General features: G+C 38.7%; 25 protein-coding genes and 1 pseudogene. 14 read left to right on the top strand and 12 right to left on the bottom strand.

Annotation, left to right across the window (positions count from 1 at the left end):
- Nucleotides 1–19: 19 nt before the first annotated feature.
- From mgtE to BLR37_RS01330, 5 genes are all read right to left on the bottom strand, one after another.
- The gene (gene mgtE / locus BLR37_RS01310; protein ID WP_090763541.1) at nt 20–1,369 is read right to left on the bottom strand and encodes a magnesium transporter; all 1,350 of its coding nucleotides are present in this window, start codon (nt 1,367–1,369) and stop codon (nt 20–22) included.
- 88 nt (nt 1,370–1,457) lie between these two features.
- Nucleotides 1,458–1,760, bottom strand: coding sequence for a type II toxin-antitoxin system RelE/ParE family toxin (locus BLR37_RS01315; protein WP_090763545.1), 303 nt, complete (start codon nt 1,758–1,760; stop codon nt 1,458–1,460).
- Nucleotides 1,753–2,004, bottom strand: a complete 252-nt coding sequence (locus BLR37_RS01320; protein ID WP_039471058.1) for a type II toxin-antitoxin system ParD family antitoxin — start codon at nt 2,002–2,004, stop codon at nt 1,753–1,755. Before BLR37_RS01320 ends, BLR37_RS01315 begins: the two co-directional genes overlap by 8 nt.
- A 60-nt stretch (nt 2,005–2,064) precedes the next feature.
- On the bottom strand, nt 2,065–3,186 hold the full coding sequence (corA, locus tag BLR37_RS01325) for a magnesium/cobalt transporter CorA (RefSeq protein WP_167356526.1): 1,122 nt from the start codon (nt 3,184–3,186) through the stop codon (nt 2,065–2,067).
- Between the two features lie 2 nt (nt 3,187–3,188).
- Nucleotides 3,189–3,800: a WbqC family protein gene (locus BLR37_RS01330; RefSeq protein WP_090764799.1), complete on the bottom strand. Its 612-nt coding sequence runs from the start codon at nt 3,798–3,800 to the stop codon at nt 3,189–3,191.
- Between the two features lie 266 nt (nt 3,801–4,066).
- On the opposite strand from BLR37_RS01330, the gene BLR37_RS01335 reads away from it, so the two are divergent.
- Complete coding sequence (locus tag BLR37_RS01335) at nt 4,067–5,080, top strand: glycosyltransferase family 2 protein (protein WP_090763548.1); 1,014 nt, start codon at nt 4,067–4,069, stop codon at nt 5,078–5,080.
- 191 nt (nt 5,081–5,271) lie between these two features.
- Here BLR37_RS01335 and BLR37_RS01340 read toward each other — a convergent pair whose 3' ends face one another.
- Both BLR37_RS01340 and aroQ read right to left on the bottom strand, forming a co-directional pair.
- Nucleotides 5,272–5,988, bottom strand: a complete 717-nt coding sequence (locus BLR37_RS01340) for a TlpA family protein disulfide reductase (RefSeq protein WP_090763551.1) — start codon at nt 5,986–5,988, stop codon at nt 5,272–5,274.
- A gap of 11 nt (nt 5,989–5,999) precedes the next feature.
- On the bottom strand, nt 6,000–6,416 hold the full coding sequence (gene aroQ / locus BLR37_RS01345) for a type II 3-dehydroquinate dehydratase (protein WP_090764803.1): 417 nt from the start codon (nt 6,414–6,416) through the stop codon (nt 6,000–6,002).
- A 61-nt stretch (nt 6,417–6,477) separates the two neighbouring features.
- On the opposite strand from aroQ, the gene xerD reads away from it, so the two are divergent.
- Nucleotides 6,478–7,377: a site-specific tyrosine recombinase XerD gene (xerD, locus tag BLR37_RS01350; protein WP_090763554.1), complete on the top strand. Its 900-nt coding sequence runs from the start codon at nt 6,478–6,480 to the stop codon at nt 7,375–7,377.
- Here the strand turns inward: xerD and prmC are convergent.
- A complete protein-coding gene (gene prmC, locus BLR37_RS01355; protein ID WP_090763557.1) occupies nt 7,374–8,231 on the bottom strand; it encodes a peptide chain release factor N(5)-glutamine methyltransferase in 858 nt (285 codons plus the stop codon). The genes xerD and prmC overlap by 4 nt on opposite strands.
- A 148-nt stretch (nt 8,232–8,379) precedes the next feature.
- On the opposite strand from prmC, the gene ribD reads away from it, so the two are divergent.
- From ribD to BLR37_RS01375, 4 genes are all read left to right on the top strand, one after another.
- The gene (gene ribD / locus BLR37_RS01360; protein ID WP_090763560.1) at nt 8,380–9,435 is read left to right on the top strand and encodes a bifunctional diaminohydroxyphosphoribosylaminopyrimidine deaminase/5-amino-6-(5-phosphoribosylamino)uracil reductase RibD; all 1,056 of its coding nucleotides are present in this window, start codon (nt 8,380–8,382) and stop codon (nt 9,433–9,435) included.
- Nucleotides 9,432–10,298, top strand: a complete 867-nt coding sequence (locus BLR37_RS01365; RefSeq protein ID WP_090763563.1) for a DMT family transporter — start codon at nt 9,432–9,434, stop codon at nt 10,296–10,298. Before ribD ends, BLR37_RS01365 begins: the two co-directional genes overlap by 4 nt.
- Entirely contained in the window at nt 10,285–10,899 is a 615-nt protein-coding gene (locus BLR37_RS01370; protein ID WP_090763566.1) for an IMPACT family protein, read from the top strand. The genes BLR37_RS01365 and BLR37_RS01370 overlap by 14 nt, the downstream gene beginning before the upstream one ends.
- A gap of 152 nt (nt 10,900–11,051) precedes the next feature.
- On the top strand, nt 11,052–11,912 hold the full coding sequence (locus BLR37_RS01375; RefSeq protein WP_090763569.1) for a nucleoside phosphorylase: 861 nt from the start codon (nt 11,052–11,054) through the stop codon (nt 11,910–11,912).
- 67 nt (nt 11,913–11,979) lie between these two features.
- Here the strand turns inward: BLR37_RS01375 and BLR37_RS01380 are convergent, their stop codons facing one another.
- Both BLR37_RS01380 and BLR37_RS01385 read right to left on the bottom strand, forming a co-directional pair.
- Nucleotides 11,980–12,375, bottom strand: coding sequence for a DUF1398 domain-containing protein (locus BLR37_RS01380; protein WP_090763572.1), 396 nt, complete (start codon nt 12,373–12,375; stop codon nt 11,980–11,982).
- A 3-nt stretch (nt 12,376–12,378) separates the two neighbouring features.
- Entirely contained in the window at nt 12,379–13,428 is a 1,050-nt protein-coding gene (locus BLR37_RS01385; protein WP_090763576.1) for an aldose epimerase family protein, read from the bottom strand.
- A 76-nt stretch (nt 13,429–13,504) separates the two neighbouring features.
- On the opposite strand from BLR37_RS01385, the gene BLR37_RS01390 reads away from it, so the two are divergent.
- The 4 genes from BLR37_RS01390 to BLR37_RS01405 all read left to right on the top strand — a co-directional run bounded on the left by BLR37_RS01390 (nt 13,505) and on the right by BLR37_RS01405 (nt 17,587).
- Complete coding sequence (locus BLR37_RS01390) at nt 13,505–14,653, top strand: galactokinase (RefSeq protein WP_090763578.1); 1,149 nt, start codon at nt 13,505–13,507, stop codon at nt 14,651–14,653.
- A gap of 78 nt (nt 14,654–14,731) precedes the next feature.
- Nucleotides 14,732–15,262, top strand: coding sequence for an RNA methyltransferase (locus tag BLR37_RS01395; RefSeq protein ID WP_090763581.1), 531 nt, complete (start codon nt 14,732–14,734; stop codon nt 15,260–15,262).
- A 109-nt stretch (nt 15,263–15,371) separates the two neighbouring features.
- The gene (locus tag BLR37_RS01400) at nt 15,372–16,034 is read left to right on the top strand and encodes a YdeI/OmpD-associated family protein (RefSeq protein WP_090763585.1); all 663 of its coding nucleotides are present in this window, start codon (nt 15,372–15,374) and stop codon (nt 16,032–16,034) included.
- A gap of 236 nt (nt 16,035–16,270) precedes the next feature.
- Entirely contained in the window at nt 16,271–17,587 is a 1,317-nt protein-coding gene (locus BLR37_RS01405; protein ID WP_090763588.1) for an OmpA family protein, read from the top strand.
- Between the two features lie 247 nt (nt 17,588–17,834).
- Here the strand turns inward: BLR37_RS01405 and BLR37_RS01410 are convergent, their stop codons facing one another.
- Nucleotides 17,835–19,133 carry a DEAD/DEAH box helicase gene (locus tag BLR37_RS01410; protein ID WP_090763592.1) on the bottom strand — a complete coding sequence of 433 codons (1,299 nt, stop codon included), beginning with the start codon at nt 19,131–19,133 and terminating at the stop codon, nt 17,835–17,837.
- A 340-nt stretch (nt 19,134–19,473) separates the two neighbouring features.
- Here BLR37_RS01410 and BLR37_RS25195 point away from each other — a divergent pair, with 340 nt between their 5' ends.
- The 4 genes and pseudogenes from BLR37_RS25195 to BLR37_RS25555 all read left to right on the top strand — a co-directional run.
- Complete coding sequence (locus tag BLR37_RS25195) at nt 19,474–19,635, top strand: hypothetical protein (protein WP_167356527.1); 162 nt, start codon at nt 19,474–19,476, stop codon at nt 19,633–19,635.
- Nucleotides 19,636–20,208: 573 nt separating this feature from the next.
- Complete coding sequence (locus BLR37_RS01415) at nt 20,209–21,231, top strand: S66 peptidase family protein (RefSeq protein ID WP_090763595.1); 1,023 nt, start codon at nt 20,209–20,211, stop codon at nt 21,229–21,231.
- 87 nt (nt 21,232–21,318) lie between these two features.
- Nucleotides 21,319–21,528: a DUF2683 family protein gene (locus tag BLR37_RS01420; RefSeq protein WP_039471015.1), complete on the top strand. Its 210-nt coding sequence runs from the start codon at nt 21,319–21,321 to the stop codon at nt 21,526–21,528.
- A gap of 137 nt (nt 21,529–21,665) precedes the next feature.
- Nucleotides 21,666–21,791 (top strand): annotated as a pseudogene (locus tag BLR37_RS25555) (type II toxin-antitoxin system YoeB family toxin); the annotation flags it as partial.
- 85 nt (nt 21,792–21,876) lie between these two features.
- Here the strand turns inward: BLR37_RS25555 and BLR37_RS01430 are convergent.
- Nucleotides 21,877–23,193, bottom strand: coding sequence for a nicotinamide mononucleotide adenylyltransferase (locus BLR37_RS01430; protein ID WP_090763598.1), 1,317 nt, complete (start codon nt 23,191–23,193; stop codon nt 21,877–21,879).
- Nucleotides 23,194–23,283: the final 90 nt, after the last annotated feature.

A 23,283-nucleotide genomic window follows, 5' to 3' on the forward strand; every position in this document is an offset into this window, starting at 1 on the left:
GGATCAGGATTTGTTTAAGCTATAGTAAAAGTTTGCTGGCTAAACCTAAAATTAACAGGAAGCCAAAAACATCGGTAAAAGTAGTAATAATTATAGATGATGCAATGGCAGGATCGATACCTACCCTTTTTAAAATTAACGGGATACCCGCCCCGGTTATGCCTGCAATAATCAGGTTCCCGGTCATTGCCAGGAAGATAACCAAACCCAGCATCGGATTTCCATCAAAAAAGAAAGCAAAAATAAATACGATTAAACCGTTCGATGCACCGTTAATTAAACCTACGGTAAACTCTTTTAATACGGTGCGGTAAGCCTGCTTATCGGTCAAATCGTAAAGCGAAATACGCCTTACGGTTACCGCAAGTGCTTGTGTAGCGGCATTTCCGCCCATTCCGGCAATAATGGTCATGTAAGCCGCTAATGATGGGATTAACTTTATGGTAGGATCGAAATAGCGCACTACCGAAGAAGCTAAAAATGCCGTACCTAAATTAATAATGAGCCAGGGCAAACGCGATTTTACCGCCTCAACCCAGTTACCACTTAGTTCCTCATCTTCCGATACCCCCGAAATTTTAAGGATATCTTCGGTACTCTCGGCCTCCATTACATCGATTACATCATCGAAAGTTACCCTTCCCAATAGTTTCTGGTGATCGTCGATTACTGGAATACTCGTTAAGTTATATTGCGAAATTAAATTGGCTACTTCTTCCTGATCGGTGTCGGGGTGCACATAAACGGCATCAACCTTTACCAGTTCGGTTATTTGGGCATTGTGCTTAGCCTTGATAATATCTTTGAGCGATACAATGCCTTTAAAAATCGCTTCATCATCCACCACGTAAATGGTATAAAACTCTTCCATTTCTTCGCTCTGGCGGATAATTTCATCGATGGCATCTTTCTTGGTGAGGTTAATGTTTACACAGATCAGCTCCGTGTTCATCAATCCACCCGCTGTTTTCTCGTCGTAGGTTAACAGGTTCCTGATTTCGGAAGCGTGGTCATCTTCCAGATCTTCGAGAATTTCTTTCTGTTCGTGATCTTCGAGCTGCGAAATAATGTCGGTCGCATCATCGTAATCCAGCTCTTCAACAATTTCGGTACGCTTATCCGGATGCAGTTGAAAAAGCAAATCCTCGGGATGTGACTCTTCGTCCATCTCCGAAATAATTTCGGAAGCTGTTTCAGCTGGCAGCAAATTAATGATATGCTGCTGTTCTGATTTATCTAACCGCTCAAATAAAATCGCAATTTCTGAGGCATGGTATTCTGCCAAAACCTCCATCAAAACCTCGTCACCGGCTAAAATTGCATTTTTAACCTTCAGTACGTCGCTTTTATCTATTTCGAATGACTGCATTTGTTGCCTAACCTAAAACGCCCTAAAGCTACAATTATTAAAAATGTATATTGCAAAAATCGACTATTAAGTCAATCATTCAGCATAATTAAAATTCTGACATTTTACCTTCTAAATCCATCTTAGCATGTAAAATCCTGGCTATTTCAATTTCTCTGTTTTCCATTATTCGATAGAAAATGATATGTTCACCAACTTTGATTCCAAATATATCCTGATTTGTTTCCTTATAATTCCTTCCAATCTCTGGTCTTTCAACAATCTGATCGCAGAATCCCATTAGCAGTTTATAATATTTGTCTGCTTGTTTTTCAGACCAAACATCATAAGTATAATTCCAAATTTCACTTAAATCTTCAAGTGCTTTATGACTAAGTGAGAACTTAGCCATTTTTTCTCTTTTTGGCTTTTAACATTTCAAGATGTTTTTTCGGATCAAAATCTTTTACCACACCACTATCAATTCCAACCTGAAGTGCTTCTCTCAAAATTTTAATCTTATTTTCTTCTTCTTCCAATAATCTTAACCCTGCGCGAATAACTTCACTTGCATTCTTAAATCTTCCTTCAGAAATTCTTTCATCAACAAAATTTTCAAAATGATCTCCTAAAGCCATTGATGTATTTCGTCCCATAGTTTTTATATTAAAATATGATTAAAGTTACCAAAAATTGGTACATTTTAAAAATAAAAATTATTTAAACCAACCCTTGCGCCAAAAATAAATCACTTGCAGCAAGGCAATTACCAGCATCACAATCCACGTCCATGTATAACCGTGCGGACTGTATAGTTCGGGCATATTATCGGGCAATATCTTACCTGTAGCCGGATCTTCCCGACTAAAGTTCATGCCGTAAATACCCGCAATAAAAGTTAGCGGGATAAAAATAGATGAAATGATTGTCAACACCTTCATAATCTCATTCATCCGGTTACTGATGATTGACAGGTTCATATCAATATTGGCAGAAGCAATCTCCTTTAACGATTCGATAAAATCAATAATCTGGATGCAATGGTCGTAAGCATCTTTCATATAGGTTTTGGTCAGATCAGAAATTAATGGGCTGTCTGTTCTGATAATATCGTTCAGTTTATCGCGCTCCGGCCAGGCTATCTTTCTGATGGTAATCAGCGAGCGTTTAATACCCTGGGTATCGTACATAATCCGCCGGTCCGGATTATCAAACAGGCGGTCTTCAATCGCATCCAGTTCTTCGCCCCAAAAGTTTAAAAGCGCAAAATAGTTATCTACAATCACATCCATAATGGCATACATGAGGTAACTGCTCCCACCTATCCTGATGTTTCCCTTACCTACTTCCAAACGTTTGCGTACAGGCTCAAAACAATCTGCATAAGTCTCCTGAAAAGTAATTAAAGTCCGTTCAGAAAGGATAAATGAGATCTGATCGTTATTTAAAACACCCTCATCATTTAAATACAGGTGCCGGCTAACCGAAAAAATATACTTATCGTTGTCGTATTCATCTAATTTCGGGCGCTGGTATGAACTGGTAATATCTTCTAAAACCAGGCGGCTGATGTCGTATTTCGAATATAAAGTTTCGAACATACTCGGATCACCCAAACCTTTAATATCAAACCAGTAATTAAAATCCTTGCTTTCAATCAGTTTACCAATGTCGTTGATATTATCCAGTTCTACTTTCTTATAACTTTTCTCGTTATAAGTATGCAGCACAATTACCGGTTTTAAAGCTTCTTCATCAATGGCATATAAGCCCGGACTGGTGCCCGGTGCCGGCACTTTGTAGTGCTTATGCCTGTTACGTGGTTTGTTTTTACCCATAATTATAAATATAACCGGGCCTGCGGGCCTTGATTGAATAACAAATCAACGATGCTTAAGTTGGGTAAAAATTGATGCCTGTCTTCAAAAACCTGATAATATGGCTTGTTATTTACAATATCTTCTTCCTTTTTAGGGCTCATCATCCCCCTAAAATCGAGCTCAGGAGGCACAGTATCACTATATTCGGAGGTTGTATTCATTACAAGGGGCAGTTTGAGTTTTTTATTCAGCCATTCTACCAATTCGAGGTTATAATCGAACAAAAACTCAAATTTTTTATGATAAAAGCGCGACAGCTCGTCTTCGTAATACTCAAAATACGCTGAACTTCTGTAACACCCCTCTAAACTAAGCCAATGTAAACGCTGCCATTTAAAATCGTAGCTAATGCGTACATCTTTCATCTTGGTATGCGTTTTCGAACCTTTAACCACTGGAACAGTCAGATCAAGCTTTCCATTTGGCGAATAAATGCTGGCCCGGTTCCGGTACGTTTGCTTGGTTAAATGTTCGTGTTTTTCTATTAAAAAATCGCCCCCTAACTTTTGCAATAAACTAAAATAACCAACTGGCGGGAGATAAAATAATGGAAGTATAGCTGTATTCTGCATTTGAAAATTTATGTTTGTAGCTGAAACGTTTAAAAATAATGATTTAAAGAGGAAATTCACATCCTGGCGTATTTTTATATACCCGGCCATAGCAATTGTCCTCCCACTGCTTTTTTCTGCAAGATTACTACATTATCTGCTTTATTGCGCCATGGCCTGAGAAAAAAGTATAGCAATAGCTCCTATTTTTAAATTTATCGATATAAACAAACAGATGATTTGGCCTAACAGCCATAAAACGGAAATTTAACCCGAAATAAAAAAGAATGAGTCCTTCAGTAGCCGTTGTAATTTTAAACTGGAATGGAAAAGCATATTTAGAACAATTTTTACCCGGAATTTTACAGAGCAAGTATGATAACCTGCAAATTATTGTGGGTGATAATGCCTCAACTGATGATTCGGTTTCATTTGTACAGGAAAAATTCCCCAGTGTTAAAATTATCAGCAACGAAGTTAATTATGGCTTTGCGGGTGGTTACAACAAAGTACTGGAACGTGTTGATGCTGATTATTTTATCTTACTAAACTCTGATGTAGAAGTTACCCCCAACTGGATCCAGCCAGTGATTGATTTAATGGAAAGTGATGCAACAATTGCCGCTGCACAGCCAAAAATTAAATGGTACAACGACAAAAACCAGTTCGAATACGCTGGTGCAGCTGGTGGTTATCTTGATATTTATGCATTTCCGTTTTGCAGGGGAAGGTTATTTAATGTATACGAACAGGATAACGGTCAGTACAACGATACCAGGGAAGTTTTCTGGGCCAGTGGCGCTGCTTTCTTCATTAAAAGTAAATGCTGGAAAGAGGCTGGCGGATTAGATGCCGACCTTTTTGCGCACATGGAAGAAATTGACCTGTGCTGGCGCTTAAAAAACCTGAATTACAAAGTAATGTACTGTCCGGATGCTGAAGTATACCATGTGGGTGGAGGCACTTTACAAACCGAAAATCCGTTTAAAACCTATCTTAATTTCAGGAATAACCTAATTATTATGCAAAAAAACCTGCCTGCAGGCGATGCTGTTTTCAGGATTTTCATCAGGATGTGCATTGATTTTGTGGCCTGGTGGCACTTCTTACTGAGCGGAAAGCCCAAATTTACCATGGCGGTAAGTAAAGGGCACTGGTACTTTTTAAAATCGCTTGCTAAAACAAATAAAAAGCGAAAGGCATTTCAAAAACCTTATGCTACACACCAGGGTGTATTCAACAATAGTGTGGTTTGGGCTTTTTTTATCCGAAAAATCAAATATTTCTCGGGCTTATTTTAACCACAGAGCACACTGAGCAGGGCACGAAGGGCACAGAGTTAAGTATATTACTATTCTGGTTAATGTTAAATATCATAAAACTCCGTGTTACTCTGTGTAAAGCTCTGTGACCTCGGTGGTGAAAAAAGCTCCAATAAAAAAGCATGGAGCATAGCGCTAAGCATATATACCATTGCAGTAAAAAACATCAACTATTTTAAAGATTCCTCAATCGATTTTTCAACCCAGTTTACCGTACTTGCTCCCAACCCCAGCGTACTGAATTTAATATAGCCCTTTTTATCAATAACCACGTGCGTAGGATAGCCTTTTACGCCATATTTGCTGGCAATAGAGCGCCCACCGCTGATAATGTGATAATCAAAGGGGGTTGTTTTTAGAAAAGGCTTAAGCTCATACTTTTCATCCAGGGCTATTGCCAGAAAAACTACATCCTTGTTGTCTTTATATTTGGCTACAATCTCGTTCAGGTGCGGAATTTCTGCCTTGCAAGGCGGGCAATTGATAAACCAGAAATTAATCACATACACCTTTCCGGTACTATCTTTCAGGTTATATTTGTTACCATCTATATCGCTGATCTTAAATCCATTAAACAATTCACCTTCTTTAAAAGATTCGCTTTCGCGCGGCCTGGGCATTCTATTCACATAAGCTGCTTTCTGATCGGCAGAGAGTTCGTAAATCAGGTATTCCTTTTCGCCTCTATCAGTAAAGGTTTTTCTATCCTTTATACCATATTTACCTGATTGCATCAGCTTTTTCCAGGTGTTGTAGGGATAAACCATCCCGTCTTCGCCCCGTATTACCGATTGTTCGTTAAGGATGGTCTTTTGTGTTGTAGTTTCCTGAGCCTGTGCAAATAGGCCGGTAAAGAGTAGAGCAGTTAATATTAGATGTTTAAGCATATTGTTTTTGATTAGTTTAAAAGACTTTCCAATGCAAGTCGGTAACCTTTCATTCCAAAACCGGTTAAAACGCCTTGACAGTTCTTACCCGTTAAAGATACATGGCGGTATTCTTCACGGGCGTAAATATTTGAAATGTGCACCTCTACAACCGGCGTTTTAATGGCTGCAATGGCATCGGCAATGGCAACAGATGTGTGAGTATAACCACCTGCGTTCAGGATAATGCCATCATAACTGAAACCAATTTCATGTAATTTATTAATCAGCTCGCCCTCTACATTGCTTTGATAGTAATCTATTTCGATAGTCGGATACGCTGTTTTCAGTTCTTTAATATAATCTTCGATACTTGTATTGCCGTAAATAGAAGGTTCGCGTACGCCTAAAAGATTTAAGTTGGGGCCGTTAATAATTTGTATTTTCATGATCTGTTGTAACGTTAAATGTTGTAACGTTGCAATGTTATAAAAAATCTCAAATAAAAGCATGCTTTGGCCATCATATATTAAAGGTTTTAAGTCGTATTTAAAGCTCGAGCGATCTTTGGCAGTACATTCTGTTGATGCTTATCTGGGCGATATTGAAAAACTGACCCAATACTATCAATCGCTGGATGAAGCGCCACAGCTAAGTGATATCCATGTAACGGATATTAAATCTTTCATTTCGTGGTTAAACGAGCTCGGTATGCAGGCCAGTACACAGGCCAGGGTAATATCGGGCTTAAAGGCTTTTTTCACTTATTTAATGCTCGAAGAAGTAATTACAACAGACCCTACAGCATTAATTGAAGCCCCTAAGCTTAGCCGGAAACTGCCCGATACCCTAAATATATATGAAATCAATGCGCTAATTGCTGCCATCGATGCCTCTAAACCTGAGGGTATGCGTAATAAAGCAATAATTGAGGTATTGTATGGTTGTGGACTTAGGGTTAGTGAGTTAACCGATTTAAAAATATCCAATATTTTTCCACAAATCGAATTTATAAAAGTAATTGGTAAAGGGAATAAAGAACGTTTAATACCTATCGGAAGTGAAGCATTGAAGCTGATGGAAATCTACATTAACGAAGTCCGTGTGCATGCCAACATTAAAAAAGGACATGAAGACTTTATCTTTTTAAACCGTTTTGGCGCAAAGCTTTCAAGGATATCGATATTTAATTTAATCAAAAGCCTCGCTGCAGGTACGGGCTTGAAGAAAACCATTAGTCCACATACCTTAAGGCATTCTTTTGCCACGCATTTAATTGAAGGTGGTGCCGATTTACGTGCCGTACAGGAAATGTTGGGTCACTCGAGCATTACCACTACCGAAATTTATACCCATATTGACCGCGATTATTTAAGAGAGGTTATTACTCAATTTCACCCCAGATCTTAGGCACTTAAATCGCAGCGCACCATCCTATCCTTCCCCTGCATATCTTTTCTTAACTCAATATTTTTAAATCCTTTATCATCCAACATATCAACTGTTTCTTCACCCAAATACTCATTAATTTCGAAGTACAGCTTTCCACCTGGATTGAGGTTAGTTTGCGCAAAACTGGCTATAGCTTTATAAAAAATCAAGGGGTCTTCATCGCTTACAAAAAGTGCTAAATGTGGTTCATTCGCCAAAACATTCTCGTGCATTTCTGCCTGCTCTAACAACCTGATATAAGGCGGGTTACTAACGATTACATCAAATTTTAATTCACTTTTGAAACTTAATATATCTGCTTCAATAAAATCTACTTCCACACCATTTTGCCTAGCATTTTGTCTGGCAACTGCTATTGCTTCAGCCGAAACATCTAAAGTTGATACCTGTGCTTGCGGCAGGTGCTTTTTAAGCGTAACCGGAATACAACCTGAACCTGTTCCGATATCTAAAATTTTAATGTCGCCAACTGCAAACTGCAAATTGCTATCTGCTATAATCCAATCTACCAGCTCTTCGGTCTCAGGCCTTGGAATGAGCACATATTCGTTAACCTTAAATACCAGACCATAAAAATGCGCCTCACCTAAAATATACTGCAGGGGCTTTCCCAGCTGTAAATCGTTAAGGATACTCAACAATTGCTGTTCGTGGATAAAAGTAACATCAGTATCACGCTCCATCCGCAAACGGGTTGGCGACAAGGCTAAAACGTGCTCTGCAGCAAGGCTAAACAAAGCTTTAGCTTCCTCTCCATCATACAAAGTTTCGAGCTCCAACTGATAAATTGCTTCTAATTCTCCGGTTTTCATTAACAAATTTTGTTTTAACAGATAGATTCATCAACAAACAGATTGCTGCATCCACCTGAATTTTAATGGCAGCAAAATTACTTATTTAGGACGATATCAATTCTGTTTTGGGCATTCCATCACTCATTTTTTTACTATTTTTGCCACCATGAGCGACGAATTTTACATCAAACGCTGCCTGGAATTGGCTGCTTTAGGCAGTGGTCAGGTTAGTCCAAACCCGATGGTTGGTTGTGTAATTGTGGCTAATAACCAAATTATTGGCGAAGGCTATCACCAGCAATATGGCCAGGCACATGCCGAACCCAATGCAGTAAAAGCAGTGCTTGATAAATATGGCGAACAGGCCGAAAGTCTGTTAAAACAAGCCACTGCTTATGTAAATTTAGAACCTTGTGCGCACTTTGGTAAAACTCCGCCTTGTGCCGATTTACTGGTAAAACATCAGCTTAAAAAGGTTGTAATCGGTAACCGCGATCCTTTTTCGGGCGTAGATGGCAAAGGAATAGCAAAACTTAAAAACGCTGGTATAGTGGTAGTAAGTGGTGTTTTAGATGCTGAATGCCGCCATTTCAACCGCAGATTTTTTACCCGTATACAACAACAACGACCTTACGTTATTTTAAAATGGGCAGAAACAGCCAATGGTTATTTCGCTACAAATGATGGGCATCAGAAATGGATTAGCGGTGCTTTAGCCAAACGTTTGGCTCACCAATGGCGTACTGAAGAAGATGCTATCCTGATTGGCAAACAAACGGCTATTATCGATAATCCACGGTTAACCTCAAGAGAATGGCCGGGAAAAAACCCAATACGTTTGCTTATTGATAAAAACCTGCAGGTTCCGCAAAGCAATCACCTTTATAACGACGAAGCCAAAACCATTATTTTTAACGAAGTTAAAACCGATGTAGCTGGCAATATCCACTATATCCAAATGGAAGACATGCATTTCTATCTACCACAGAAGATTGCTTTTCAACTTTATTTAATGGATGTACAATCGGTAATTATAGAAGGTGGTGCACAAATTTTAAAACAATTTTTAGAAGCCGGTCTCTGGGATGAAGCCCGTGTTTTTACTTCCTCTACCAGCTGGAACGAAGGCATTGCTTCACCTGTAATTAATGGCAATCTGCAAGAGCAGGTTCAAGTTGGAAATGATAAACTTTCTATCTATATAAACGACCTAAATAAATGATCTACATTATTTTAAGCATTTGCTGCAGTGTTACCGTAGCCATACTATTAAAACTGGCTAAAAGGTATCAAATCAGCATCATACAAGCCGTTACCGTAAACTATTTTGCCGCCTTAACGCTTTGCTTTTTCTTTTTTAAACCCGATATCAAATTACTAAACAGTACTGCTCCATGGCCAATTTATACGGCGCTGGCTATACTCTTACCTACTATATTCTTGTTTCTTGCAGCTTCGGTTAAAAGCCTGGGCATAGTTAAAACCGATATCGCTCAACGTCTGTCGCTATTTATCCCAATACTGGCAGCATATTTTATTTTTAAAGAAGATTTTAACGATTTAAAAATAATTGGCCTCGCCATCGGTTTTACAGCCATTTTCCTTACGTTTTTACGCAAAAGCAATCCCGATCAAAAAACAGGAAATCTGATCTTCCCGGTAATGGTATTTATTGGTTTCGGAGCAATTGATGTACTGTTTAAACAAATTGCCTTATATAAAGCATTACCTTATACCACCTCGCTGTTTACTGTTTTCTGTATGGCTTTTGTGGTTTCGTTAATCATTGTTACTGTAATGACGATTTCAGGAAAAATAAAGCTGCAACTGGTTAACCTGGCCTGCGGACTGATTTTAGGCTTCTTTAATTTCGGCAACATCCTTTTTTATCTCAAAGCACATCAGGCACTGGCGCAAAACCCTTCTACTGTATTTGCTGCCATGAACCTGGGGGTTATTATTGTTGGCACCTTGATTGGCGTTCTGGTATTTAAAGAAAAATTAACAAAGGTAAACTACATCGGAATAATCATGGCTATTGCCGCGGTTGTTTGCATAACACTATCGCAAAATGCTGTTCGATGATACTTATAAAACAATCGAAAGTGCTTCAGAAGGCATATTTCGAGATAAAGGCAGCAAATTTATTGCTTATGCTTACCCCATTCGTTCAGAAGAGGAAGTTAAACCCATTATTACTGCGTTAAGAGCTGAACATACCAAGGCCAGGCATTTTTGCTACGCTTACCGGCTCACGCCCGATCGTTCGGTATTCCGCATAAATGATGATGGTGAACCATCGGGTACTGCGGGCAGACCTATTCTCAACTGCCTGCTATCAGAAGATGTAACCAATATCTTAATGGTTGTAGTGCGATATTTCGGCGGAACATTATTAGGTGTCCCGGGTTTAATTAACGCATATAAAACTGCTAGTATTGAAGCACTTAAAGCATCAAAAATCATAAACAAAACCGTAAATGATGTTTATGAAGCTAATTTTGATTATCTTCAAATGAACGATGTAATGAAGCTGGTAAAAGAAGAGCATATTGATGTTTTGGCGCAACAATTCGACACGCAATGCGTATTGAAATTCGAAATCAGAAAAAACCAGTTAAACCAGATTTTAGGTAAATTTGATAAAATAGCAGGTGTTAAATTAAAGTACCTGCAAACTGTTTAGCCATAATATTTTAAAGCAATCAATCTCGTTATTAAAAAGCCACAGATTAGCAGATTAGATCCAATCTGTGAATCTGTGGCCGCTGAAATAGAAATTTATTCAAACAAACAATTTTGCGCTGAATTGTACAGTTTAAACTAACCGATGATACCATGAAAATAGCTGAAAGCGACTTAATTATTAACCCGGATGGCAGCATTTACCACTTAAATTTATTGCCTGGTGACGTTGCCGACCACGTAATTACTGTTGGCGACCCTGACCGGGTTGGCGAAGTAAGTAAATACTTCGATAAAATTGAGTTAAAAAAAGGTAAGCGAGAATTTATAACGCATACTGGCTATGTAGGTAAAAAGCGGGTTACGGTACTTTCAACAGGTATTGGTACCGATAATATTGATATTGTTTTTAACGAACTCGACGCCCTCGTAAATATTGATTTTGATACCCGGGAGGTTAAAAAGCACCTCACTTCATTAAATATTATTCGCGTCGGCACTTCGGGCGCCGTTCAACCCGACATTCCTGTGGGTACAATCCTGGCTTCATCGTATGGCCTTGGGATGGATGCACTCATGAATTACTATTACCATGAACTTACCGGCGATGAACGCAGCTTAATGGACGACCTGAAAGCACATTTTGGTCATCTGAAAAATATAAATCCTTATTTAACAGCCGCCAATGATGTTTTACTCAATACGATAGGCAAAGATATGCACCATGGCATCACCATCACTGCACCCGGATTTTATGCCCCGCAAGGCAGAATGGTACGCGCTAAAAATGCAATACCCGATTTCATCAGTTTAATTAACAGCTTTAACAGCAACCAGCACCGTATTACCAATTTAGAAATGGAAACTGCCGGAATTTATGCTTTAGCAAAGGTTTTGGGACACAAAGCACTTTCGGTAAATGCTATTTTGGCCAGCAGGGTAAAATTCGAATTCAGCAGCAACCCCAATAAGGTAGTTGAAGATGCGATTAAGATGGTGTTAGAGCGGATTTAATTAATGAATCTTGAAAGATTGAGTGGATGGATGTTCAGGCATAACACCAATCCACTTATTTAGGTGCTTAAACCTTAGGTATTTCTTCTTTCACCAGTTCATTCCCTGCGCTATCTAAGTAGGTACAAGTCATTTCTTCTGTATCAATAATCCATTTTTCGACGCCGGCATCGGCAGCCTGCTTACAGAAAGTAATAAAATCAGTTTCGCCTTGCTGATGTATTTTCAAAGCATGCTCAAGCTTTCCAGCCGAAGATGCTTCATTAATAATTAAAGCAGGATAATCCTCCGGACTCTCCTGCTGTGCATTATCTTCATCGTCAAAATAAATAGATAAGCCATTGTTTACATATACATCATTCCGTTTAACCCCCATAGCCTTAATTTCTTTAATAAACTGAGGAAAATCTGCACCGGTTTTAATCTTTGCAGCTGCTATCTGGATGTTAGAAATGGTAAACATATTTTATCTGTTTAATGAAACCTTGTAAACTGTTGTTTGTGTATATAAATCCTCTGGTCTTAACACAGTACTGGGAAATTCCGGAATGTTAATTCCATTGGGGTGATGTTGTGTTTCTACGCAAAAAGCGCTGTAGCTTTCGTAATCACGCCCCTCTTTGCCATTTTTCACATCTAAATATTTAGCGGTATACAAATGCGCTACTGGCTCGGTAGTATATACATTTAAAGTTAAACCACTTTCGTCCTCGATTGTTTTCGAAGCCAGCGATAAATCGCCATAAATCTTATCGAGCACAAAAGTCTGATCATAGCCTTCGTCTTCATTCCAGTCGCGGCCAATTTCTTTTAACTGCGTAAAATCATGTGCAGTATCTTTAACAGGAATCAATTTACCGGTTACCGAATAATTATCATCCTGCTCCAGATAGTTAGATGAGAAGATTTGTAATTTATGGTTTTTAATATTTCCGCCCTTTGGTGCTAAATTAAAGTAACCATGGTGAGTTAAGTTAATGGCTGTAGCCTGATCGGTCTCTGCTTCGAAACTCAGAATCAGTTCATCATTTTCGGTCAGTTCGAAGGTTAAATCTACAATCAGGTTTCCCGGAAAGTTTTCTTCACCATCCGGACTTTCGTATTGCAAAGTAACAGCCGATTGTGGTCCGTCTACAATATCAATCACATCCCAAACTTTTTTATCGAAGCCGGTAATACCTCCATGTAGCGTATCGGTACCTGCATTTTGAGCCAATTGGTACGTTTCCCCATCAATGGTAAAACGGCCGTTTTTAATGCGGTTAGCATAACGGCCAACTACTGCTCCAAAATAAGGGTAATTAGCCAGGTAGGCCGGGTCAAGGTATCCTTCAATATCATCGAAACCCAATACAATATCCTGCATTTCGCCATTTGCATTTTTAACGACAAACTTACTGATGATTGCACCGTAATTAAATATTTTAACGTAAGTGCCTTTACTATTGGTTAGTTCGATTGCGATAACTTCTTCGCCATCAATAATTTTTCCGGTTGGTATTTGCTGAACGCTCATAAATTGTAACTTAGGGCTTTTGTTTTGTAAACAAACATAGCATTATTACTTGCTTTTTATAAATATTTTTAGTCAAATGAACATTAATCTTGAGGAAAAATTTGCGGGGCATTACCATAAAAAAGCCGATGCACTTTATTTTACACCTGGCCGGGTTAATCTGATTGGCGAGCATATCGATTACAATGGTGGCCTGGTTATGCCTTGCGCCATTACCTTAGGCACCTGGGTAGCCATTGCCAGAAATAACGATAATAAATTCAGGTTTAAAAGCCTGAACTTCGATATTGAAACAGAAGTTGACAACCAGCCTAATGCTAAAAATGGCAGCGTATGGGCAAATTATCCAATTGGTATCCTTAACGAAATGATTCAGGATGGTAAAGAAATTAGCGGGCTCGACTTCCTCTTTTATGGTAACATTCCAATTGGTTCAGGTCTCTCCTCTTCGGCCTCGATAGAAATTGCCACGGCTTACGCACTCAATAACTTTTTTAACCTGGGCTACCAGCAACTCGAACTGGTAAAAATGGCCAAAAGGGTTGAAAATGATTTCATTGGTTTAAATTCAGGCATTATGGATCAATTTGCCGTAGCTTTTGGCGAAAAAGATAAAGCCATTGTTTTAGATTGCGAAACCTTAAAATATAAACTGGTTGATGTTTATCTGGGCAATTATGTACTGGCGATCATCAATACCAATAAACCACGTGAGCTTGCCGATTCGAAATATAATGAGCGCGTGGCTGAATGCCAGGAAGCATTAAGACTTTTAAATACCGAAATTACGCTGCACAACCTTTGTGAGCTCACTGCAGAAAAACTAGCCTTACACAGTCACCTGATTAAAGATGAGGTAGTTTTAAACCGTGCTACGCACGTGGTTAAAGAAAACGACCGGGTGCATTTAGCAGCGAAAGCATTAAATGGCGGCAACCTCGAAGAATTTGGCCGCCTGATGTACGCGTCACACCAATCACTCAGAACCCTGTACGAAGTAAGCGGAAAAGAGCTTGATGCAGTGGTAGATTTTTGTACTGGCTATCCGCATGTAATTGGTGCACGCATGACAGGAGCTGGTTTCGGTGGCTGTGCGATTGCTTTGCTGGAGAAAGGTTTTGAAGAAGATTTTGCAAAACATTTAACCGATTATTACGTAGCCCAGATTGGTTACCCAGCGGCCATTTATATCAGCGAAATTGGCAGCGGACCAACTAAATTATAAAACATAGAATTTACATGATCCATATCGGTGTAATCCTTATATCGATGGGATCAATCAATCTGTGTAATCAATTCAAAAATGAGAAAATTAAAATTAGACGAGTTAAACCGTCCTGATATTGAGGAGTTTAAAGCACAGGAAAAATTACCTGTTGTAGTGGTTTTAGATAATGTGCGCAGTATGCACAATGTGGGTTCAATATTCCGCACAGCGGATGGTTTTGCTCTCGAAAAAGTAATACTTTGTGGCATTACAGCCCAACCACCCCACCGCGAAATCGAAAAAACGGCTTTGGGCGCCACACAGTCGGTAGATTGGATGCATTACACCGATACGGTACAGGCTGTTGATGCCCTGCGTGCACTGGGTTACGAAATTGTGGCCATTGAGCAGGCCGAAAACAGCACCATGCTGAACACTTTCCGTCCCGATCCCAATAAAAAATATGCTTTAATATTCGGCAATGAAGTGGATGGCGTTAGCGATGAGGTAATGGCCAGGATTGATGAATGCATCGAAATTCCGCAGTTTGGCACCAAACACTCGTTTAATATTGTGATTTCTGCAGGGATTGTATTCTGGGATTTCTTTGCTAAATTAAAATTGTAATTTCTTTTAACCGCAAAGCACGCAGAGAAAAAGACGCGAAGCGCGCTAAGTTTGCCTAAAGATCTTATTGTTTTCAATATTGGGAATCGGACTGTTTAAATAAAACAAAATGGAAAATTCTTTCTTAAAAAAACTTCAGGTTAAGCCCGGCTTTAAAGTTAAAATAGTTGATGCACCTGAAAATGCAGCAGCTATATTTGGAGATATCCCGGCAGATGTGGTAATGCAATACCAGGATACGGCTGATTTTAATGCACTGATTACTTTTTCGACCAGTAAAGCACAGCTCAATGCCCAAATTAAAGATAATATCGGGCAAATGGATACCAAAACGATATGCTGGGTATTTTACCCCAAAAAGACTTCAAAAATACCATCAGATCTCGAACTAATGAAAAGCTGGGAAGAACTGAGCGGTTTTGGCTTAACGCCCTGTGCTTCGGCAGCTGTAAACGAAACCTGGACAGCGCTTCGGCTAAAGTTTATTTCTGAAGTAAAACCTTCCGGTATGCGGAACGATCATATCAAAACCAACGAATTTGGTGAATACATTGATCCCGTAAACAAAACGGTGAAACTGCCTGAAGATTTACAAACACTTCTGGCCGCCCATACTGAAGCCTATGCTTATTTCAATACGCTTGCTTATTCTCATAAAAAGGAATATGTACTTTGGATTTTAACTGCAAAACAGGAAAAAACACGTACCAGCAGACTTGAAAAAACAATAGAAATGTTGTTAAACAAGAAGAAAAATCCTTCAGATAAATAAAATTCTAAAAAAATATTTTCAGGCAAAACAACGATTTTGTATAGAATTCTATACAAAAAAGCGAATAACCGCTATTGTTGCGTAACTTTTTCGTGAAATAATTTTCAACCCCTAATCTTCTGATAAATAAGGTATTTGTATAAGAACCTGCTCTTTTGGCAAGATTTTTTCTTAGTCACAACAAAACAGTACGAAATAAAAACTGTTAAGGACTAATATTTACAAAATTGAAAAATATGAATACGAGAATTACAAAATCAACAATGTTGATTGCCTTATTAGGATTATCATCACAATTATTTGCACAAGAAACTCCTGCGGCTACCGGCCGTTTCTCTCCTACCCAGTTCCGTACCTGGTCGGTTGGTGTACACGGAGGTTTGTTAACCCCACGAACTATTTTTGGAAACTCAAACCACCAGTTTGAAACGCCTGTTGAGCATATTGGTTATGGTGGTTATGTTAAAAAACAAATTTTACCGCAACTGGGTATCCAGGCTGATTTCTTAGCTGGTAAGGTTGAAGAGTTAAGGGCATCAAACGGTGCAGGTGGTTTTATTGCAAATACTGGTTATAAAACGAACATTCAGTGGTCAGGTGCTTTATCTGCGGTGTGGAATGTAGCCAACATCAGCATTAACCAGGAAAATGGTATTTTAACTCCTTACCTAAAAGCTGGTGCAGGTTATATGTCATCGGGTGCTACAACGTCTCCGAATACGGTTGATGCCGGTTCTTACAGAGAAGGTTGGTTTGTACCAGTTGGAGCAGGTTTAAAGTTAGGTGTAGCTAAAGGGATCAACGTAGATTTGGGTTACGACGTTAACTTTGTTAAATCTGCTAAATTTGATGGCTTTAACGGTCCAACAAACGATCGTTTTGCTTATGCTCATGCAGGTCTGGAGTTTGCCATCGGCGATAAATCAAAACCTCAGTTGCAAAACTACAGCTCATTGGCTAACTTAAACAAGCAAACTGCAGCAGAAAGTGCCGAATTGAGAAGAGCCTTATCAACAGCTGAGCAAAATGCAGCAAGAGATAGAGAGCAATATGCTAAGGATATGGGCGATGATGATAACGATGGTGTAGCAAACAAATTTGATAAATGCCCTGGAACAGCTTCAGGTACTGTGGTTGATGGTTCTGGTTGTCCGATTAAAGTGCAACGCGAAGTAGTTAAAGAAACTAAAGTTGTGGTAACAGAAGCCGATCGTAAAGTAGTTAAAGATGCCATTTCTAACTTAGAATTCGATTTAGGTAAATCAACCATCCGTTCTAAATCATTTGCTACCTTAAACCGCGTTGCCGCACTATTGGTAGAGAAAAACTTCAGCTTAAAACTTGCCGGCCATACCGATAACACTGGTGGCAGAGAATTAAACTTACGTTTATCTAAAGATAGAGCAGAATCGGTAAAAGCTTACTTAGTTTCACAAGGAGCAAATGCGTCGAGAATCGAAGCTACAGGTTACGGACCTGACCAACCGATTGCAAGCAATAAAACTGCAACCGGCCGTCAACAAAACCGTCGTGTAGAGTTTACTTTATACTAAGCTGTAAATAACGGTTAATAAAAAAATCTCCTCAGATTTAGTTCTGAGGAGATTTTTTGTTTTTATAGAAATACGTCTTCCTGAACTTGTTTCAGGATCTATTAGTTTAATAATTTGCAATTAAGCGATGCTGAAACAATATCGGATTTCCGCCCGGCTAGTTGGACGGGTATTTCAGGGTCTATTATCCAATCTGTAAAGTACTTTAAGAGATGCTGAAACAAGTTCAGCATGAAGAAAACGATTTTTAAGATAATCCTTTTTTGTTTTTATAAGTCATTTTAGCTTTGGCACCTGCGCTATAGTTGTAGTTTTTCTGGTTACTGGCTTTCTTTTCATGAAAAGCAGCTCCACGCTCACTTGTATCTTCATCTTCCTCACCTTTCTTTTTCTTCGGTTTGCTGGCGGCATCAACTATTTTTAAATCCTCAGGCAACTCCATTACTTCTAATTTCTGTCCAATCGCCTGCTCTATTTTTCTTACCTCTATTAATTCGATATCGGTTGAAAAAGTAATCGCCACTACATCATCGTCGCCATGTTTAACAATGCGCTGAATTAAAGTTTCCTTTTGCTCAGGCAATTCGAAGTGTAAAATAAACGGGATGCCTTGAATATCCAGTTCGCCCAGATTTTCGTTAGCTACAATTAAAACCCTGGCTTCGGCATTCGCTTTAAAATCTTCAATATCATCGTAACCCTTATCATCAAAGAATAACGAACGGTAAATAGAAATTTCGCCTTCTTTTTTGTGATTAAAGTTTTTGTAAACCGTTTGAGCAGTTAAACGGGTATTAACGAAAACTACCACCTTATCAAAAACTTCAGCATCATTCAACAAGAGCGTTAAAAGGTTAAGTTTTGTCCTGAAATTAGGTACCTGATACAACATTTGCTGATAAACTTCAGCTTGTTTTTCGCCTATTTCATCTACCTCTATGGTGGCTGCCGAATCTTTCATGAAAGGGGCAATCATGTGGTTCAGTTTATCGTGCAGCACTTCTGTAAACACTACGTGCTGAGATTTGTAAGCGCTATTGGCCAATTCGACAACAGGTAGCTGCAAACCTTTTTTAACAATAAGTTCGGCATTATCTACAATAAATAATTGTATTTTATTGGTATTTAGTGCCAGTTTTAAATACAAGGCACGGGCACGATCAGGTACTGCAACAATAATATCACAGCCATCTGTAATCTCGTTCATTTGCGTTTCAATAACACCACGGCTATCAATCCCCAAAATCCTGAAAGTGCTGTTGCGGTTCAATAATTTAAATTGCTCCAAAACATGGTCTACATGTTCAATATCCGGCACTAAAATCAATGCCCTTGGTGCTTCCTCAAAGGCATATTTCAATTTCATTAAAGTTGCTAAAACATAGGTTGTAGTTTTGCCTGCTCCCTCTGGCCCTACCGCTATAACATCCTGGCCACCTAAAATTCTCGACATTGTTCTGGCCTGGATTTCTTTTGGAGTTAAAAATCCGGCATCAGTCATCGCCGCTACAAGTGGTTTGCTAAGTTTTAATTTATCTAAAGACACAATTACTATTTTAATGATTTGAACTGCAAATATCCTTAAAATAATTAGCTTTTAGCGCAAAGCTTAGTAAATGAGTGCACCACATACCGGTACAGCTTATTCTACCAACGTCAAAATCCAGATCGGCAAGAGCATTATTTTACGTTTTTTTTTATTGCAGGAGGCTAATTTTGCAGGATAAACAAAACTAACTAAAAAATTAATCCATTAATTATCAATACATTAATAATTATTCCAAAATAAATACTACTAAATCTATAGATATTATATACTTATTTATATATTTGCTCAACATTAATCATTAACGAAGGTATGAGGTTAAACAATTAAACCCAAAAACATGTCAATCTATTTTCAATATCCGGCCATTGATGAATATCCTGCTTTAACACAACCGCTTAAAGCAACGCAAAATGAAACACCCCTTCAGCCAGATGAAGATGAGATTAATACCGAACAGGTTTTGGCGCTCAAAGATTTTTTAACCTTAAAACCAGTTTAATAAATACGGCCAGTTGACCGATTGGAAGGTTGGAGTTTCATAAACTTTTTATAATGGTTCGAATCCATTACTAGGCCGCTAAGTGTATTTCATAGCACTTTACACTGATCCTGCTCAGGTCAGTTAAGATTTGGTTATCTTATATTTGTTTTGTTGTTAGCAAAGGCTACCCGCGATGGGTAGCCTTAACTTTTTAACCCCAATTCGTAAATCCTTTCTTGATTTTGAAGCGCAATTGCAGTGCTTATCGCTTCATGCCTTCCTGCTGTCTACTCCAATCTTTTTGGCAGGTCTATTCAAGAACAAATTATCCAACCGTGCCAAAAAGTATTTCCGCTCCCATCAGGGCTATTGTACAGCAGCCTGTTGTAAAATGTCATAAAATCTTTTATTTCAAAAATCTTAAAACCTTTTAGCCTGCTCATGGTTATTTATATAATTCACATTATACTAATCTTTTACAGATTAATTTGTTTGGTTTAAAAAGGGATTTATGGATATAAATCCCTTTTCTTTTATGCCAGAATTTTAAATCCTATATTTAGCCATCGCAATTTCTACTCCCCATTTTAGATGAACAGAAAACATTTCCTTTCTTCGTTTATTGCAGCAACAACTGTGCTTCCTGCATTTAAAGCTTTAGCACATAGCATCGAAAGTGAAAATTCAGCTTTTAAAATCCCTCCCTATTTAAAACCCGGCGATACCATCGGTATTACCAGTCCGGCAGGATACATTACACTGGAGCAGATCCAGCCATCGGTTTTACAAATGCAAAGCTGGGGCTTTACCATCAAGGTTGGCGATACCATTGGCAAACGCGATTTTACTTATGGCGGTACCGACGAAGAAAGACTGGCTGATTTTCAGCAAATGCTGAACGACCCGAACATTAAAGCCATTATGTGTGCCCGCGGCGGCTATGGTTTTGTCCGCATTATCGATCAGCTTGATTTTACGGCCTTTAAAAGAAACCCCAAGTGGATAATTGGTTTTAGCGATATCACCGTACTTCACTGCCACCTGGCCAAAAATTTTGGTATTGCTTCTATCCATTCCAAAATGTGCAACAGTTTCCCTGACGACTGGACCAAAGCGGAACCGATACAGATTGAAACCATCCTCTCCATCAAAAACGCCTTAATTGGCCAAGAGATGGGTTATACCGCACCTGTAAACAGCAATAACCGTTTCGGAAAAACTGACGGCATACTGGTTGGCGGCAACCTGAGTATCATAGAAACCCTTGCTGGCAGCGATTCGGACTTGGATACTAAAGATAAAATCCTTTTCATAGAAGATACAGGCGAGTACCTGTATAGTATCGATAGAATGTTATGGAATTTAAAACGCAGCGGTAAACTTAAAAACCTAAAAGGATTAATTGTGGGAGGCTTTAAAGTTAAAACCGATGATGCCGGCGAAGAATTTGGCAAAAGCGTTTATGATATTGTACTCGAAAAAGTAAAAGAATACGCCTACCCTGTCGCTTTCGATTTTCCGGTTGGCCACCAAAGGAATAATTTTGCACTGAAATGTGGTGCAAAGCATATCTTAATGGTTAACGAAAATGGCACAACGCTGAGCACAATTTAATTTGTTTAAATTCAGATTATAAAGTACCAAGAAGGTAATTGAAAACCTGATTAAATAATTTCGTATTTTTGAGTATAAAAATCTGTTATGACTATAATCGCACATCCAAAAAACAAAAAGCAGGAAGCAGCCATAGAAGCGGTTCTTAAAGCTTTAAATGTTTCTTTTGTAAAGGAAGATGAAAGTCCGTATAATCCTGAGTTTGTAGCGAAGGTAAAACAAAGCATCGCAGAAGTAAAGAAGGGAAACTACATTACACTTGACCCTAATAAATCTATATGGGACAATATAAAGTAATCATTTCCGAGAGGGCTCAAAAAAATTTATTAACCATCCAAAAATCCGGAGATAAGGCTTCGATAAAAAAAATCGAAAAAATTATTGCCGAACTCTACGTTCATCCAGAAACGGGTATATGAAATCCTGAAAAGTTAAAGTTTGAACTATCAGGACTTTGGTCTCGGAGAATCAATCAAAAAGATCGTTTAATTTATAAAATAGAAGACGAGATTATAACAGTTACCATTATCTCTGCTCTAGGTCATTATGGCGATAAATAGCCTAAAAACATAACGCCACAACAAAACCTTTATAAAAAAAATGCCGGGATAAACCCAGCATTTAAATTAGTTCTATCAAGCCATGTTAAACGGTTTTCACTTCGTTCTCGGCGTAATCTTCAATATCTGTAATGTAACCATTTATCAATAAGAAATCGAACAAAGGCTTGGCCTCTGGCGTAACCGGCATATTGGTAGTATTAATTACCTGATTGGTCTTTTTATCTAAGAAAGGATAAGCAAACAAACGCACATTGGTATTAAACATATCATTTACATAACTCAATAACTGCCCTGAATAGTTATCGCCTTTAAAATTCGACGAGTTAAACACAAATTTTAAGTTGTTGATGTTAGTGGCTAAACCTACGCTTTTCGGTTTACAACGGGCCAGGTACTTAGCCAAACGGTTATGGCGGGTAAAGTTCGATACAATAACGATGTTTCCCGTATCGCACATTTCCTGGGTACGTTTAGCTACCGCAGCCAGATCGATATCATCAGGAGTTTCGTGCGCCTCTGTAAGTACATTGGTGAGCAAAACCTCAATCATCACGGCCAGGTTGCCTTCTTCAACTTTATTGGTGCGTTTAAACTGATCGGTGGCTTTATTGAATAAGCTAAAGTTAGGCAATGATTTCTGACCATATTTGGTTCTTAAAATCATGATATCTTTTTTATACAACAAATCTTTCGCCTGACGCGGGTGTGCATCAGCATCAAAAATTGCCGCAGCAGAGAAATCTTTCATAATCATGTACAGATTAAGCAAGATATTATCAACCCCTTCAAACGCAGGACCTTTAACCGAAATCAAATCAATTTCTACCGAATCGATGGTTAAGTTATCGGCCAGCGATTCGACCATCAGTTTAGGATCCTGATAATGGTAAAAAGCAGCATACACCAAATTTACCCCAATAATACCCAAAACACGCTGCTGCATGTTTACATCGGTATCGAGCAAACGTACGTGAAAAAAGATTTCGTTTGGTAAACCTCCCGGTTCACTCTGAAAACAGATACCTACCCAGCCATGAGGTTCGTTGGTGCGTTTATAATTTAAAGTGGTTACGGTATCTGCAAAAGCAAAAAAAGTACGGCTTTCATACTTTTCACCAGATAAACGCTCGGTTAACAAGCCAAATTCGTGATCGAGCATTTGCAAAAGCCTGTTCTGACTTACATAACGTCCATTGGCTTCAGCACCGTAAATGGCATCACTAAAAGTCATATCATAAGCCGACATGGTTTTGGCAACCGTCCCGGATGCAGCACCGGCATTAAAAAAGTTCCGCGAAACTTCCTGACCTGCACCAATTTCGGCAAAAGTACCGTAAATGCGGGGGGCAAGGTTTATTTTAAGTGCTTTACGCTTCGTATCCAGAATTTCTCTCTCCATGCCGCAAAAGTACAAAAAATTGAGATTAAGCTAATTTTAAGTCTGTAACTTAAAATCAATCTAAATACGATTCAATTTATAGCTGATAGT

It is taken from the genome of Pedobacter soli (genome assembly GCF_900101435.1).
In the GTDB taxonomy this organism is placed as follows: Bacteria; Bacteroidota; Bacteroidia; order Sphingobacteriales; family Sphingobacteriaceae; genus Pedobacter; species Pedobacter soli.

Excerpts from the sequence above, each read along its gene's own strand:
- BLR37_RS25195 (WP_167356527.1), top strand. The coding sequence starts at position 19,474 with ATGTCAATCTATTTTCAATATCCGGCCATTGATGAATATCCTGCTTTA.
- ribD (WP_090763560.1), top strand. The coding sequence starts at position 8,380 with ATGAGCGACGAATTTTACATCAAACGCTGCCTGGAATTGGCTGCTTTA.
- BLR37_RS01400 (WP_090763585.1), top strand. The coding sequence starts at position 15,372 with ATGGAAAATTCTTTCTTAAAAAAACTTCAGGTTAAGCCCGGCTTTAAA.
- BLR37_RS01370 (WP_090763566.1), top strand. The coding sequence starts at position 10,285 with ATGCTGTTCGATGATACTTATAAAACAATCGAAAGTGCTTCAGAAGGC.
- BLR37_RS01320 (WP_039471058.1), bottom strand. The coding sequence starts at position 2,004 with ATGGGACGAAATACATCAATGGCTTTAGGAGATCATTTTGAAAATTTT.
- mgtE (WP_090763541.1), bottom strand. The coding sequence starts at position 1,369 with ATGCAGTCATTCGAAATAGATAAAAGCGACGTACTGAAGGTTAAAAAT.
- BLR37_RS01315 (WP_090763545.1), bottom strand. The coding sequence starts at position 1,760 with ATGGCTAAGTTCTCACTTAGTCATAAAGCACTTGAAGATTTAAGTGAA.
- BLR37_RS01415 (WP_090763595.1), top strand. The coding sequence starts at position 20,209 with ATGAACAGAAAACATTTCCTTTCTTCGTTTATTGCAGCAACAACTGTG.
- BLR37_RS01395 (WP_090763581.1), top strand. The coding sequence starts at position 14,732 with ATGAGAAAATTAAAATTAGACGAGTTAAACCGTCCTGATATTGAGGAG.
- BLR37_RS01385 (WP_090763576.1), bottom strand. The coding sequence starts at position 13,428 with ATGAGCGTTCAGCAAATACCAACCGGAAAAATTATTGATGGCGAAGAA.
- BLR37_RS01335 (WP_090763548.1), top strand. The coding sequence starts at position 4,067 with ATGAGTCCTTCAGTAGCCGTTGTAATTTTAAACTGGAATGGAAAAGCA.
- BLR37_RS01375 (WP_090763569.1), top strand. The coding sequence starts at position 11,052 with ATGAAAATAGCTGAAAGCGACTTAATTATTAACCCGGATGGCAGCATT.
- BLR37_RS01365 (WP_090763563.1), top strand. The coding sequence starts at position 9,432 with ATGATCTACATTATTTTAAGCATTTGCTGCAGTGTTACCGTAGCCATA.
- BLR37_RS01340 (WP_090763551.1), bottom strand. The coding sequence starts at position 5,988 with ATGCTTAAACATCTAATATTAACTGCTCTACTCTTTACCGGCCTATTT.
- BLR37_RS01405 (WP_090763588.1), top strand. The coding sequence starts at position 16,271 with ATGAATACGAGAATTACAAAATCAACAATGTTGATTGCCTTATTAGGA.
- BLR37_RS01330 (WP_090764799.1), bottom strand. The coding sequence starts at position 3,800 with ATGCAGAATACAGCTATACTTCCATTATTTTATCTCCCGCCAGTTGGT.
- BLR37_RS01430 (WP_090763598.1), bottom strand. The coding sequence starts at position 23,193 with ATGGAGAGAGAAATTCTGGATACGAAGCGTAAAGCACTTAAAATAAAC.
- xerD (WP_090763554.1), top strand. The coding sequence starts at position 6,478 with ATGCTTTGGCCATCATATATTAAAGGTTTTAAGTCGTATTTAAAGCTC.
- corA (WP_167356526.1), bottom strand. The coding sequence starts at position 3,186 with ATGGGTAAAAACAAACCACGTAACAGGCATAAGCACTACAAAGTGCCG.
- aroQ (WP_090764803.1), bottom strand. The coding sequence starts at position 6,416 with ATGAAAATACAAATTATTAACGGCCCCAACTTAAATCTTTTAGGCGTA.
- BLR37_RS01380 (WP_090763572.1), bottom strand. The coding sequence starts at position 12,375 with ATGTTTACCATTTCTAACATCCAGATAGCAGCTGCAAAGATTAAAACC.
- BLR37_RS01420 (WP_039471015.1), top strand. The coding sequence starts at position 21,319 with ATGACTATAATCGCACATCCAAAAAACAAAAAGCAGGAAGCAGCCATA.
- prmC (WP_090763557.1), bottom strand. The coding sequence starts at position 8,231 with ATGAAAACCGGAGAATTAGAAGCAATTTATCAGTTGGAGCTCGAAACT.
- BLR37_RS01390 (WP_090763578.1), top strand. The coding sequence starts at position 13,505 with ATGAACATTAATCTTGAGGAAAAATTTGCGGGGCATTACCATAAAAAA.